Source organism: Paracoccus sediminilitoris, from assembly GCF_003259195.1.
GTDB classification, from domain to species: domain Bacteria; phylum Pseudomonadota; class Alphaproteobacteria; order Rhodobacterales; family Rhodobacteraceae; genus Paracoccus; species Paracoccus sediminilitoris.
This window is the reverse complement of record NZ_QJPK01000001.1, coordinates 667,042-681,040: the sequence shown is the minus strand read 5'-3', so window position 1 is coordinate 681,040 and position 13,999 is coordinate 667,042. Positions and strand designations below refer to the sequence as shown.

The following is a 13,999-nucleotide window of genomic DNA, read 5'->3' as shown; positions in this document are numbered from 1 at the left end:
TGCCTAAATGTTGGTCCTGTGACCTGGCGGATTGGCGCGTGCTTGCATGGTCTGGGGCAACTCCTTAGATGTTGTGAGGACGGGGAACAGTGAAAAACGGAATAAGAAATGGCTGGCGACAAGCAGAACCTGCAGGACGCATTCCTGAACCATGTCCGTAAAGCGAAGGTGCCGGTCACCATATTCCTGATCAACGGCGTCAAACTGCAAGGCGTCATCACCTGGTTCGATAACTTCTGCGTATTGCTGCGTCGTGACGGGCAATCGCAGCTGGTCTACAAGCATGCGATCAGCACGATCATGCCGGGCCAGCCCATAAGCCTGTATGAAGGCGAGGATTGATTGGCGGAACTGACATCTACCGAAATTAAACCGACCCGCGCTTACGTCATCCACCCAGATCTTGGACGCGCCCGCACGCAGCGGCGCGAGCCGGAACATTCCCTCGCCGAGGCCGTGGCGCTTGCCTATGCCTTGCCGGGGATCGAGCTGGTGGGCCAAGAGGTGGCGAACCTGCGCGAACCCAACCCCGGAAAACTGTTCGGAAAGGGCAAGCTGGCCGAGATCGGCGAGCGCCTGGAGCAAGCCGAGGCGGAGCTGGTCCTGGTCGACGGACCGGTGACCCCGGTTCAGCAACGCAACCTGGAAAAGGAATGGGGCGTCAAGCTTCTGGACCGGACCGGGCTGATCCTCGAAATCTTTGCCGATCGCGCCCGGACGCGGGAAGGCGTGTTGCAGGTCGAACTGGCCGCGCTGTCCTATCAGCGCACGCGGCTTGTGCGGGCCTGGACGCACCTGGAACGCCAGCGTGGCGGCCTTGGTTTTGTCGGCGGTCCCGGCGAAACCCAGATCGAGGCGGACCGTCGGGCCATCGACGAACAGATGACCCGCCTGCGCCGTCAGCTGGAACGCGTGGTCAAGACCCGCACGCTGCACCGTGCCGCCCGTGCCAAGGTGCCCTATCCGATCGTGGCGCTGGTGGGTTACACCAACGCGGGCAAGTCGACGCTGTTCAATCGGATGACCGGGGCCGACGTCTTTGCCAAGGACATGCTTTTCGCGACGCTGGACCCGACCATGCGCGCCATCCGCCTGCCGGATGCCGCGGGCGGCAGTTCGGGACGCAAGATCATCCTGTCGGACACGGTGGGCTTCATCAGCGATCTGCCGACCGAGCTGGTTGCGGCCTTCCGCGCCACGCTGGAGGAGGTTCTGGAAGCAGACCTGATCCTGCATGTCCGCGACATCAGCCATCCCGAGACCGAGGAGCAGGCCAATGACGTGGCCGAGATCCTGGACAGTCTGGGCGTTGATGACGACGTAGCGGCGATTGAGGTCTGGAACAAGATCGACGCGCTTGGCGCGGATACCCGTGCGGCCCTGCGCCGCACCGATGCCCGGACCGAGGGCGTGCAGGCCGTCAGCGCCCTGTCGGGCGAGGGGCTGGAGGATCTGGTCGCGGCCATTGACCACCGCCTTGGCGAGGTTCTGGACGAACATCGCATGGAAGATCAGGTGGTCCTGGACTTTGCCGACGGACGCAGCCGGGCATGGCTGCACGAGGCGGGCGTGGTCGAACGCGAAGAAACCGCCGAGGACGGGCTGCGCCTGCACCTGCGCTGGACGGCCCGCCAGAAGGGCGCCTTCGAGGCGTTCAATGGGACGGCCACCGAGCCGGACGAGGATGACGAGCCCGATCAGCCGCGTTCGGGCGGGTGGCATCCGGCCGACTGACGGCAATTGCGTCCCGCGACGCAGGCGGGGGCCGGCCCCCCGCACCCCCCTGCCGGGTGGGGCAGCGCCCCTCCCGGACCCTCCCCTTGATCAGCAGCATGTTCAGGCGGACATTTCCCGCGCCCAAGGCGGATTTGCGCCGGGGCGCGACACAGTGATGGCGGCGGCTTTGGCGCCGAGCGTCAGCGCCGCATGGATCTGGTCGGCGGTGACCGAGGCGATGCCGTCCTTGGTCAGGATGCCCTGTCGGTCGAAGCTGGCCATGACGCCCGCGTTGAACGTGTCGCCGGCGCCGATCGTGTCGGCGACGGTGGTGCGGACGGCCGGGGCGCTGACGGTGGGGCCGTTCCAGATGGCCTTGGCGCCGGCCTCTCCGCCGGTTTGCAGGACCATCCGGGGGCCGGTGGCCAGCACCTTGCGCGCGGCGTCTTCTGGGTCGAGGCCTGGATAGAGCCATTCCAGATCATCCGAGGACAGCTTGACGATATCGGCCATCGGCAGCATCCGGTCCAGCCGTGCGCGATAGCTGTCAGGGTCGGTGATGAAGAAGGGCCGGATGTTGGGATCGATCATCACCGGCAGGCGGTCGTGATGCTGGGCGATCAGCCCTTCGATGGCGGCGCCGCAGGGGTCGGGGACAAGGCTGATGCCACCTGCGAACAGCGCCGTGACGCTGGCGGGCAGGGGGGCGATGTCGTCGCTGGTCAGCATGCGACCTGCCGATCCTTCGTCATAGAAGGAATAGAGCGCCTCTCCGTTGGTCAGCGTCACCAAGGCCAGCGTGGTCAGGCGGTCGGTGCGCGGGCAGAGGTCGATGTTCACCCCGGCCTTGGCCAGGGGGCGCATGATGACGTCACCGAAGGGATCGCGGCTGATCGGCCACAGATAGCCCGTATCCTGACCCAAGCGGCCAAGCGCGATCGCGGTGTTATAGACCGCGCCCCCGGCCAGGGGCCGGAACGCGCCGTCTTCCGGCACCATGTCGATCAGCGATTCACCTGCGCACAAAATCATGGCGTGCCCCTTTCAGACCTGTCCTGAATTGGCCAGATACATGAAAACTGCTAACGCTACCAGCGCGACGAAAGCGGCGGCGGCGATTTTCCAGACGGACCACGGACGTTCGCCCGTGACGCGTCCCGACTGGCCGTTCACCACGAAACGATAGCTTTTGCCGTTATAGCGATAGGCCGCCGTCCAGATGGGCAGCAGGACATGCTTGAAGGTTTCGGCGCTGAAATCGCTGTCGATCGCGTCGATGCGCTGGTGGTCGCCCCCGATGTCGCGGCGCGCATCCGATGCGATGACCTGCGCCATCTGCCCCCGCGCCGCCTGATGCCCTTGGGCCAAGGGGGTGGTATAGCCCTCGGCCTCGAAGCCCGACAGGAATGCAGGGCGGTAATCGGCCAGCTGCGCAAGATCCCACGGCATCAGCGCCTGTGTCATCGCGGCGGGCAGCGCGGTCGAGGCGGGCACCAGCACATCGTTGAAATCCCGCGCGATCTGACCCGATACGGGCCGCCAACGGATCTTGGGGACCTGCCGCGCCACGCGCTGGTTGCGGCCATTGACCTGTTGGGTGACATGGACGGTTTCGTAATATGTATCGCCGCGCTGACCGCGATAGCGGCTGCGGCTGCTGGCGTCGAAGGTCCAGAAGGGGGAATAGATCCCCGTCAGACGCCGGTCCTTGCGCGCATAGGCCGTCAGCCCCGAAGGCGCGAACCACAGGCTGCCCAGCCAGTCCTTCATCGCATCGCGGGCCTGAACCTCGGTCAGGACGAAAGGCAGGACACCTTGCGGCTTGATCCGGCGGGTCGCGCCGGTATCGGTCACCACGGGCGTCGCGCAGAAGGGACAGAGGCTGGCATGATGGTCGGCGTCCAGATCGACCCGCGCGCCGCAATTGGGACAGGAGAGCGTGCGCACCGTCTGGGTGATGTCGGCGGAACCCGCATCCAGATGCAGGCCCTTGGCCAGCGGGATTTCCACCAGCTGGGGGGCCTTGTGGCTGGCGTCCCATTGCAGGGTCGCGTCCTTCGACGGCTGGCGGCCCGGCGCGCGGGACGGGCCGGGTCCGATATCCTGCCGATGGCCGCAATACTCGCAGACCAGCACCTGCTGGCCCGGCTGAAAGCGCAGGCTGGCCCCGCATTGCGCGCAGGGAAAACGGTGTTCCATTTCCGCCATGGGATCAGCCCGGCAGGGGCGGAGGCATCATGGTGAACAGCTGCGCCAGTTCCGGCACATCCTCGGCGGGCAGCCAGCCGTCCTGACCGGGCGTCCAGACCAGAGTGTCGCGGGCGAAACTGCCATCGGCGACCATACGGCCCAGATGGCCGCGCCCATAGGGGCCCTGCGCCTGTCCGCCGATGGCCACGTGCCAGACGGTTTCGACCGCGCGACCGGGCAGGGGCGGCGGTGCTGCGGGGGCGGGCTGGGGGGCGGCACCCCAGGGACCGCTGCGCGCCATGCCCATCGCCGCCCCCATCGCCGCACCGAACCCGGCCCCTGCGTCGCCCTGGTTCTGGGCGGCGTTCATCATCGCCTCAGACGCGGCATATTGGCTGAAGCGGCCCAAGTCGCCGACGATCCCCATCGAGGTGCGCTTGTCCAGCATCGCCTCGACCTCGGAAGGTAGGCTAATGTTTTCAATATAGAATTCGGGCAGGGTCAGGCCATAGGTCTCGATCACCGGGGCGATGGCCTTGGCGACCAGCGTGGCCAGCTGGCCGGTATTGGCGGCCATGTCCAGCACGGGGATGTTGGCGGCGGCGATGGCGCGGGAAAATTCCTGCACGATCACGTTGCGGATTTGCAGGGTGATCTCGTCCTTGGTGAAATCGCCGTCGGTGCCGACGATTTCGGACATGAAGCGCGCGGGGTCCGTGACGCGCATCGAGTAGGTGCCGAAGGCGCGCAGGCGCACGGGGCCGAATTCAGGATCGCGGGCGATGATCGGGTTGCGCGTGCCCCATTTCAGGTCGTTGAAGCGCGTCTTGTTGACGAAGTAGATTTCTGACTTGAAGGGGCTGCGGAAACCGTGATCCCAATGCTGAAGCCGCGTCAGGATCGGCAGGTTGTTCGTCTCCAGCAGGTAAAGCCCCGGCCCGAAGACATCCGCCAGCTGCCCTTCATGGACAAAGACAGCCGCCTGACCTTCGCGGACGGTCAGCTTGGCCCCGTATTTGATGGCGTGGCCGACCGTGTCGAAACGCCAGACCATCGTGTCGCGGCTGTCCGCCGTCCATTCGATGATGTCGATGAATTCGCCGCCAAGGATGTCGAAGATAGACATGGGCATTTTCCCTTTGTGGTGCTGGCCGGGTCAGGCGGCCTCGCCCAGCAGTTCGGAGGCGATCTGGCGGACGATGGGGGCGGCCTGCGCGTCGGTCATGCCGGGGCGCAGGCGCGGATCATAGAGGATCTGCAGCAGCAATTCGTCATGCCGGGTCAGCAGGGCAAATTCCTCGTCATCGTTGAAGATCGAGGGGCGTGCGGTGGGGCTGTCATTGGCCAGGCCCATGCCCTGGGCGATTTCCTCGTGGATGCAGGACGTGCGCAACAGGTCCGGCAGCTCGGCGCGGATCACGGCGACGGCATGGGCATATTCGCTGGCGCTGCCCTGGGAATAGGCGAAGACGGTGCAGCTGATGGCGGGGGGCAGGTTGGCCAGCATGGCGGCATCCTGGGACGGGATGCCGGGAACCAGTTCCGACAGGCGGGGGCCGATGGCGCGGCGTTCATCGTCGGACAGGATCAGCACTGCGAAATTGCCGCCGCTGCCGGTCAGGGCGATGGGATGACCGGTCGCGTCGGACAGGCGGTTGCCGAAACCCGTGACCTCGGACCGCCAGGCGGCGCGTTCAGCGACCGGGGTCGAGGGGCCGAATTCCAGCTGCAGCCGCACCGGCTGTACCCAACGGCGCAGAGGCGCGCTGCGCGACTGCGACACCAGCGCGTCGCCGCTGCGGCTGTATTCGTCGCGCAGCGCGATGGCCATGAAATCGCGGGTCAGCGTTTCGGCGGTGATGGGGGCATCCTGCGGCACCCGGTCCCGACGCAGCTTGCCCTGCGCGATCAGGCGGCGCTGCATGGCGGCATAGTAATCGCGCTGCGTCTGGCTGGCCGCGCTGGCCGAGGTCGGGACGGCATTGGCGGCGCGGTTGCGTTCGGCACGTGCCTTGCGCAATTCGGCTTGGGTCGGGGCCGCGTCCTCCTGAGTGACCGGACGCGGATCGGGGCGGTCGGATGTCGGCGGGGCAGGCGGCGTCTGGCCATCGCTGCAGGCGGCCAACAGCAGAGCGGCCGCCAGAACGGCGCCCGATGTGCGGAAGAGGGCCGGGCGGATCATCGACGCCCCCCTGCCGGTGCGGTCTTGTTCAGGCGCGGCGCGGACGCGGCGGCCAGCGTGTGGCGCAGTTCGGCCTCCATCTGGGTCAGGTCGCTTTCGGCGGCGGCGCGGCGTGCGCGGCCCTCATCGGCGATGCGCAGGCTGTCCTCGATGGTGGCGATCAGCTGGGCATTGGCGGTCTTGACGGATTCGATGTCAAAGACGCCACGCTCGGTCTCGGCGCGGATGGTGGCGTTGGCCTGACGCAGATTGTCGGCGTTGCGGGTCAGCAATTCGTTGGTCAGGTCGCTGGCCTCGCGCACCGCGCGGGCCGCCTCGGCGCTGCGCTGGATGGTGACGGCCTGCGCCAGCTGGGTTTCCCACAGGGGCACCGTGTTCACCAGGGTCGAGTTGATCTTGGTCACCAGCGACTTGTCGTTTTCCTGAACCAGCCGGATCGAGGGCAGGGACTGCATCGTCACCTGGCGGGTCAGCTTCAGGTCATGGACGCGGCGTTCCAGATCGTCGCGAAGCGCGCGCAGGTCGCGCAACTCCTGCGCCTCGATCACCTGGTCGGGCTCGGGCTTGGCGGCGACCTCGGCCTCCTTGGCGGGGATGACGTCATGGTCCAGTTCGTGCAGCTTTTCGGTCCCGGCGGCGATATAAAGCGCCAATTCGTCATAAAAGGTCAGCGTCCGGTCATAAAGCAGATCCAGCGACTTGATGTCCTTCAGCAGGGTCTGTTCATGCGCCTCCAACTCGGCCGAGATACGGTCGATCTGGGTCTGGACGTTTTCATAATTGGCGACGAACTTGGCAAAGGGGGCCGACCGGCCCAGCAGCTTTTCCCACCAGCTGCGGGTGCGGCGGACATCCAGTTCCGACGTCGAAAAGCCGCGGATGGTGGTGACCACCTCACGCAGGCTGTCACCGGCGGGACCGGCCTCCTTGGTCTTGACGTCGGCAAGCATCTGCTGGCTGATCTGCTGCAGCCCCGATTGGGCGCGGGTCCCGAACCGCAGGATCGACCCGCTGTCACCCAGATCGATCTCGGCCATGCGTCTGCGGATCGCCTGCGCGGTGGCCTCGTCGGCTTCGGCCAGTGCGACGGGGGCCTCGGCCGGTTGCGCAGGCAGATCCGAGGTCAGGCTCTCGATCTCTTTCTGGGTCGCTTCGGCGCGGCGGCGGGTGTCGTCGGTCATCAGAATGTCCCCTTGTCGGCGATCCGGTGGTCACGCCGTTTCTGCACAGCAGCATATGGCGGAATCGCTGGACTTCAACGGCATAGCACGGGGAAAGTTTCCCGTCATTCATGACGTGGAAGACGAAAAAGGGGGACGCGGATGACCGCGCCCCCCTCAAAAAAGTCGGATCAGACGGATGGGCCTGATCAGGCGGCCTTCTTGCCCGAACCAAAGCGGTCATAGAAGCTGTCGCCCTTTTCCGCCATCTGGCGCAGCATCTGCGGCGCCTTGAAGCGCGGACCGTGCTGCGCCTCCAGCCGGTCGCAGATCTGCACCGCGCGTCCCGCGCCCAGGATATCCAGCCAGCCGAAGGGACCGCCCGACCAAGGCGCAAAGCCCCAGCCCAGGATGGCGCCCACGTCGCCTTCACGGATATCCTCCAGCACGCCGTCCTCCAGCGCGCGAACGGCCTCCAGGCTTTGGGCGAACATCAGGCGGTGCTGAATGTCTTCCAGCGCGGGCTGGTCGGGGCTGCGCGGGTATTGCGCGTCCAGACCTTCCCACAGGCCCTGCCGCTTGCCATCCTCATAGGCATAGAAGCCCGCGCCGCCCTTGCGTCCCATCCGGCCCTGATCGGCCATCCAGAACAGGACATCGTCAACTGCACCGTCGGGATAGGCGTCGCCCATCGCGGCCTTGGTCGCCTTGGCGATCTTGACGCCCAGGTCGATCGAGGTCTCGTCGACCAGTTGCAGCGGGCCCAGGGGCATGCCCATCATCTTGGCGGCGTTTTCGACCAGGGTGGGGTTCACGCCCTCGGCCACCATGCGGATGCCTTCGTTGATATAGGGGATGATGCAGCGGTTGGCATAGAAGAACCGTTCGTCATTGACGACGATGGGGGTCTTGCGGATCTGGCGCACGAAATCCAGCGCCTTGGCGACGGCCACGGGGCCGGTTTCCTTGCCCTTGATGATCTCGACCAGCAGCATCTTGTCCACCGGGCTGAAGAAGTGGATGCCGATGAACTGCTGGGGCCGCGCGCTGGCACGCGCCAGATCGCTGATCGGCAAGGTCGATGTGTTGGTGGCAAAGATCGCGTCCTGCGGGATCACGGCTTCGGCCTTCCTCGTCACCTCGGCCTTGACCGAGGGGTCCTCGAAGACCGCCTCGACGATCAGATCGCAGCCCTGCATGGCGGCGTAATCCGTTGTGGCGGTGATGCGGTCCAGCACCTGGGCCTTCTTCTCCTCGGTCGCCTTCTTGCGGCTGATGGCCTTGTCCAGAAGGCCCGTCGAATAGGCCTTGCCGCGGTCGGCGCTGTCCTGGGCCGCGTCGATCAGCACGACCTCGATCCCGGCCATGGCGCTGACATAGGCGATGCCCGCGCCCATCATGCCCGCGCCCAGGATGCCTACCTTGCGGACGGTCTGGTCCGGCGCGTCGGGGCGGTTCGCGCCCTTCTCCAGCGCTTCCTTGTTGATGAACAGGCTGCGGATCATCGCGGTGCTGCTGGGGTTCATCAGCACGTTGGTGAACCAGCGCGCCTCGATCTTAAGCGCCTGGTCGAACGGCACCATAGACCCCTCATAGACCGCCGACAGCAGCGCCTTGGCTGCCGGATAAACGCCCATCGTCTTGCCATGCACCATCGCGGATGCGCCCACGAAGGTCATGAAGCCCGCAGGGTGGAACGGCTCTCCGCCCGGCATCTTGTAGCCCTTGGCGTCCCACGGCTTGACCAGGTCGGCCTCCTTGGCCTCCAGCACCCAAGCCTTGGCGGCGGCCAGCGGATCTTCGACGACCTCGTCGATCAGCCCGGCCGATTTCGCCTTCTTGGGGTCCGACAGCTTTCCCTCCAGCAGGAAGGGTGCGGCCATCATCGCGCCCAGCTTGCGGGTCAGCCGGGTCGTGCCGCCAGCGCCGGGAAAGATGCCGACCATGATCTCGGGCAAGCCGATCTTGGCCTTGGCATTGTCGGCCGCAAAGATGCGATGCGTGGCCAGCGGCAGCTCCAGCCCGATGCCAAGCGCGGTGCCGGGCAGTGCGCTGGCGATCGGCTTGCCGCCCTTCTTGGTCTTGGGGTCCATGCCCGCCAGTTCGATCTTGCGCAGCAGGTGGTGCAGCGTCATCACGCCGTCGAATACTCCCTGTGCGCCATTCGCGTCCTTCATCCCCGCGATGACCTTCAGGTCCATCCCGGCGGCAAAATCCTTCTTTCCGCTGGTGATGACGATGCCCTTGACGGCATCGTCGGCCAGCGCGTCGTCGATCAGGCCATTCAGCGCGGTCGCGCCGTCCATCGACAGCACGTTCATCGACTTACCCGGCACGTCCCAGGTGATCACCGCGACGCCGTCGGCGCCTTTTTCCATCGTGAAATCGGTCATGTCCGGGCTCCTCACACGCGTTCGATGATGGTGGCCGCGCCCATGCCGGACGCGATGCACAGGGTCGCCAGACCCATGGTCTTGTCCTGCCGTTCAAGCTCGTCCAGCAGAGTGCCGATTATGATCGCGCCGGTCGCGCCCAGGGGGTGGCCCATGGCGATGGCGCCGCCGTTCACGTTGACCTTCGAATGGTCCACGTCGAAGGCCTGCATGAAGCGCAGCACGACCGAGGCAAAGGCCTCATTGACCTCGAACAGGTCAATGTCGCCGATGGACAGGCCGCTGTCCTTCAGGATCTTCTCGGTCACGGGAACCGGGCCGGTCAGCATGATTGTGGGGTCGGTGCCGATCTTGGCGGTGGCGCGGATGCGGGCGCGGGGCTTCAGGCCATGCGCCTGCCCGAATTCCGCGTTGCCGATCAGCACGGCGGCGGCACCGTCGACGATGCCACTGCTGTTGCCCGCATGGTGGATGTGATCGACATGGGTCAGGTGCGGGTATTTCAGCATCGCGACCTTGTCGAAGCCGGGCATCAACTCGCCCATCTCCTTGAAGGCGGGTTTCAGCTTGGCCAGGTCTTCGGCGGTGGTGCCGGGACGCATGTATTCGTCGCGGTCCAAGATGGTGAGGCCGTTCTGGTCCAGCACAGGGACGATGGATTTGGCAAAACGGTTATCAGCCCAAGCCTGCGCGGCGCGTCGCTGGCTTTCCAAGGCCAGCGCATCGGCATCCGCGCGGCTGAAGCCGTATTCGGTCGCGATGATATCGGCGCTGATCCCCTGCGGAACGAAATAGGTCCGCATGGCCAGCCCCGGATCGACGGCGATGGCCGCCCCGTCGCTGCCCATGGCAACGCGACCCATCATCTCGACCCCGCCGGCGATATAGGCCTGGCCCGCGCCACCCTTGATCTGGTTGGCGGCCAGGTTCACCGCCTCCATGCCGGACGCGCAAAAGCGGTTGATCGACAGGCCGGGGATGGACTGGTCTAGGTCGGATGCCAGAACGGCGCTGCGTGCCAGGCAGCCGCCCTGTTCCTTGACCTGGGTGACGTTGCCCCAGATCACGTCCTCGACCGCGTGGCCCTTCAGCCCGTTGCGTTCCTTGACAGCGTTCAGCAGGCGCGCGGACAGCGCCAGCGACGTGACCTCGTGCAGGCTGCCATCGGGGCGGCCCTTGCCGCGTGGCGTGCGGGCAGCGTCATAGATGAATGCGTCGGTCATGTGTCCTCCTTGGGCGCCCGGTCGGATGGATTGCCGGGCATCAGGTCATAGGGGTGTTTCCAGCCGGGCAGGTCCTGGATGGTCTGCAGCCAGCGGTCGATATGGGGCCAGTCCTGGCGGTCGAAACCGAAAGGCTCGGGGTAGTACAGGTATCCGCACAGCGCGAAATCGGCGATGGTCGGTCCGCCGGGCGCGACCCAGTCCCGGTCCGCCAGATGCGCGTCCAGCACCTGATAGGCACCCTTGAGCCGCCCCTGCAGGTATTCCGCAGCACCTGCCGGACGCTTGTCTGCGGGCAGGAAGTTCAACAGGAACCGTGCCGGTCCCGCCTGGGCGGATACCTTGTGATTGTCGAACATCAGCCAGCGCAGCGTTTCATTGCGGTCGCTGCCCAGAAACTTGCCGGTCCGCTCGGCGATGTGCAGCTGGATGACGGCGGATTGCGTCAGGGTCAGGTCGCCTTCTCGAAAGACCGGCACTTCGCCCATTGGGTTCAAAGCACGGAATTCAGGGCTGCGCCCCTCTCCGTTGAAAAAATCGACATAAACGGGCTGCCAGTCATAATCCGCCAGCTGCATCGTTAGCGCCGGTTTGTAAGCGTTCCCGGATTCACCAAAGCACCAGAGTTGCGCGGTCATCTTTCCTCCTCGACACCGGGGGGCTTCGCACCCCCCGGACCCCCGCGGGGTATTTGGGCAAAGAAGAAGAGGCGTTAACCACTTCTTCAACAGAGCGGCATTAGTCTGGTTGGGCGGTACAGGCTGGGGAGCCGATGACCGCCAAAGGAGAAGTCGCCCCGGTCTGTGGGCCGATAACGCCTGACCCGACAACAATCGGGAGAGGCCGGGGCGCATCCTGCTTCATCTTTGCAAAAAAATACCCAATGCGACCCCTCCGCCTTCGCTGCCGAATCAGAAGGCTTCTGCCTCCAGCTCCATCACCGTCGCCGCTCCGGACTGGATGCGGGCCAGATGCGTCGCCGTCATCGGCAGCTGCCGCTTCATGTAGTATCGACCGGTCGCCTGCTTGGTCTTGTGGAAGGCCGGGTCTGCCGTGCCCGCGTCCAGCGCGGCCTGTGCGGCAACGGCCATCCGCGCCCACATGTAGCCCAGCGTCACGTGACCGAACAGGTGCATGAAATCGTAGCTGCCCGACAGCGCGTCGTTGGGGTTCTTCATGCCGCGTTCCATGAAGAACATGGACGCCGCCTGCAGGTCCTTGGACGCGGCCTTTAGCGGGTCGATGAAATCGGCGGCCAATGCCGGGTTGCCTGACTGTTCCTTGCAGAACGATTTGATCATCTCGAAGAAAGCCATGACGTGCTTGCCGCCGTCCTGGGCCAGCTTGCGGCCGACCAGGTCCAGTGCCTGCACGCCGTTCGCGCCTTCATAGATCATGGTGATGCGGGCATCGCGGACGAACTGGCTCATGCCCCATTCCTCGACATAGCCGTGGCCGCCAAAGACCTGCTGGGCCAGCACCGTGGTCTCGAAGCCCTTGTCGGTCAGGAAGCCCTTGATGACGGGCGTCATCAGCGACACCAGCCCTTCGGCATCCTTGTCGCCCCCCATGTGGCTGCGGTCGACCAGATGCGCACCCCACAGGGCCAAGGCGCGGGCGCCCTCCAGGAAGGACTTCTGGTCCATCAGGCTGCGCCGTATGTCGGGATGCACGATCAGCGGATCGGCCGCGCCCTGCGGGTTTTGCGCGCCAGTCACGGCGCGGCCCTGCAGGCGGTCCTTGGCATAGGCGACGGCGTTCTGATAGGCGGGGACGGCCCCGGCATAGCCTTGCAGGCCGACGCCGATGCGGGCCTCGTTCATCATGGTGAACATGGCGCGCATGCCCTTGTGAAGATCGCCCAGCAGCCAACCGCGCGCGCCGTCATAGTTCATGACGCAGGTCGCATTTGCATGGATGCCCATCTTGTGTTCCAGCGCGCCCACCGACACGCCGTTGCGATCACCCAGGCTGCCGTCCGCGTTCACCAGGAACTTCGGGACGATGAACAGGCTGATGCCCTTGGTGCCCTCGCCGCCGCCGGGCGCCTTGGCCAGAACCAGGTGGATGACGTTTTCCGCCATGTCGTGATCGCCGGCCGAGATGAAGATCTTCTGCCCGGTGATCAGATAGCTGCCATCGTCCTGCGGTTCGGCCTTGGTGCGCAGCAGACCAAGATCGGTGCCGCAATGCGGTTCCGTCAGGTTCATCGTGCCGGTCCAGTCGCAGCTGACCATCTTGGGCAGATAGGTCTGCTTTTGGTCGTCGGTGCCGTGGGCATGGATCGCGGAATAGGCGCCGTGGGTCAGGCCCTGATACATGTTGAAAGCCATGTTGGCCGACACGAACATCTCTCCGGTGGCGACGCCCATGGTGTAGGGCATGCCCTGCCCGCCATATTCCGGGTCGCAATCCAGGGCGGTCCAGCCGCCTTCCTTGACGGCTTCGAATGCCTTGCCGAACCCGTCGGGGGTGCGCACGACGCCGTTCTCCAGCACGCAGCCCTGCTGATCGCCGGGCAGGTTCAGGGGGGCCAGCACTTCGGAGGCCAGCTTGCCCGCCGCCTCCAGGATGGCTTCGGTAAATTCGGGGTCCAGGTCGTCGTGACCGGGAAGATCGGATTGCGACAGCTTCAGCACGTCGTGCAGCACGAATTGCAGGTCGCGGATCGGCGGATTGTAGATCGGCATGGCGTTATCCTGTGGGCTGTTCGTGGGACGCGGCGGCAAGCCGGGTCTGCGCGTCGGAGAGATGCTGCCTGAGTTCGGCGATGGCCTCGCTCAGTTCCGCATATTGCCGTTCCATGTCGGCCAGCCTTGCCTGACCCACCTCGATCGTCGCGGCGATCTGCGTGCGGTTGGCACTGCCGGGGGCGTAAAGCTCCAGCAGCTGGCGGATCTGTTCCAGGCTGAAACCAAAGCGCTTGCCCCGCAGGATCAGCGTCAGCCTTGCCCGGTCGCGCCGGTCGTAAAGGCGGTGCTGGCCCCTGCGCTGGGGAAAGATCAGTTCGCGCGCCTCATAGAAGCGAAGCGTGCGCGGCGTGACGTCGAATGCGTCGCACATCTGTCGAATGGTCATCAGCTCGTCGGACATGGTAGGCGGCTCCTCCTCCTGAAACCTGGCGTTCCGTCCTTG

General features: G+C 65.4%; 12 protein-coding genes. 2 read left to right on the top strand and 10 right to left on the bottom strand.

Going from position 1 to position 13,999, the window contains the following annotated elements:
• Positions 1–108: 108 nt before the first annotated feature.
• On the top strand, positions 109–342 hold the full coding sequence (gene hfq, locus DKT70_RS03320) for an RNA chaperone Hfq (protein ID WP_020949330.1): 234 nt from the start codon (positions 109–111) through the stop codon (positions 340–342).
• On the top strand, positions 343–1,734 hold the full coding sequence (hflX, locus tag DKT70_RS03315) for a GTPase HflX (protein WP_111557778.1): 1,392 nt from the start codon (positions 343–345) through the stop codon (positions 1,732–1,734).
• 102 nt (positions 1,735–1,836) lie between these two features.
• On the opposite strand, the gene DKT70_RS03310 is transcribed toward hflX, so the two are convergent.
• From DKT70_RS03310 to DKT70_RS03265, 10 genes are all read right to left on the bottom strand, one after another.
• Positions 1,837–2,748 (bottom strand): carbohydrate kinase family protein, encoded by a 912-nt coding sequence (locus DKT70_RS03310; RefSeq protein ID WP_111557777.1) that lies wholly within the window; start codon positions 2,746–2,748, stop codon positions 1,837–1,839.
• Positions 2,749–2,760: 12 nt separating this feature from the next.
• Positions 2,761–3,924 carry a zinc ribbon domain-containing protein gene (locus DKT70_RS03305; RefSeq protein WP_111557776.1) on the bottom strand — a complete coding sequence of 388 codons (1,164 nt, stop codon included), beginning with the start codon at positions 3,922–3,924 and terminating at the stop codon, positions 2,761–2,763.
• Positions 3,925–3,928: 4 nt separating this feature from the next.
• Positions 3,929–5,032 carry an SPFH domain-containing protein gene (locus DKT70_RS03300; RefSeq protein WP_111557775.1) on the bottom strand — a complete coding sequence of 368 codons (1,104 nt, stop codon included), beginning with the start codon at positions 5,030–5,032 and terminating at the stop codon, positions 3,929–3,931.
• A gap of 30 nt (positions 5,033–5,062) precedes the next feature.
• Positions 5,063–6,088: a DUF2927 domain-containing protein gene (locus tag DKT70_RS03295; RefSeq protein WP_111557774.1), complete on the bottom strand. Its 1,026-nt coding sequence runs from the start codon at positions 6,086–6,088 to the stop codon at positions 5,063–5,065.
• Positions 6,085–7,269 (bottom strand): toxic anion resistance protein, encoded by a 1,185-nt coding sequence (locus DKT70_RS03290; protein WP_111557773.1) that lies wholly within the window; start codon positions 7,267–7,269, stop codon positions 6,085–6,087. The genes DKT70_RS03295 and DKT70_RS03290 overlap by 4 nt, the downstream gene beginning before the upstream one ends.
• Positions 7,270–7,457: 188 nt before the next feature.
• Positions 7,458–9,641 (bottom strand): 3-hydroxyacyl-CoA dehydrogenase NAD-binding domain-containing protein, encoded by a 2,184-nt coding sequence (locus DKT70_RS03285; protein ID WP_111557772.1) that lies wholly within the window; start codon positions 9,639–9,641, stop codon positions 7,458–7,460.
• A gap of 11 nt (positions 9,642–9,652) precedes the next feature.
• On the bottom strand, positions 9,653–10,864 hold the full coding sequence (locus DKT70_RS03280; protein WP_111557771.1) for an acetyl-CoA C-acetyltransferase: 1,212 nt from the start codon (positions 10,862–10,864) through the stop codon (positions 9,653–9,655).
• Positions 10,861–11,502 (bottom strand): glutathione S-transferase family protein, encoded by a 642-nt coding sequence (locus DKT70_RS03275; RefSeq protein WP_111557770.1) that lies wholly within the window; start codon positions 11,500–11,502, stop codon positions 10,861–10,863. Before DKT70_RS03275 ends, DKT70_RS03280 begins: the two co-directional genes overlap by 4 nt.
• A gap of 273 nt (positions 11,503–11,775) precedes the next feature.
• Entirely contained in the window at positions 11,776–13,554 is a 1,779-nt protein-coding gene (locus tag DKT70_RS03270) for an acyl-CoA dehydrogenase C-terminal domain-containing protein (RefSeq protein WP_111557769.1), read from the bottom strand.
• A 4-nt stretch (positions 13,555–13,558) separates the two neighbouring features.
• On the bottom strand, positions 13,559–13,957 hold the full coding sequence (locus DKT70_RS03265; protein ID WP_111557768.1) for a MerR family transcriptional regulator: 399 nt from the start codon (positions 13,955–13,957) through the stop codon (positions 13,559–13,561).
• Between the last annotated feature and the right edge of the window lie 42 nt (positions 13,958–13,999).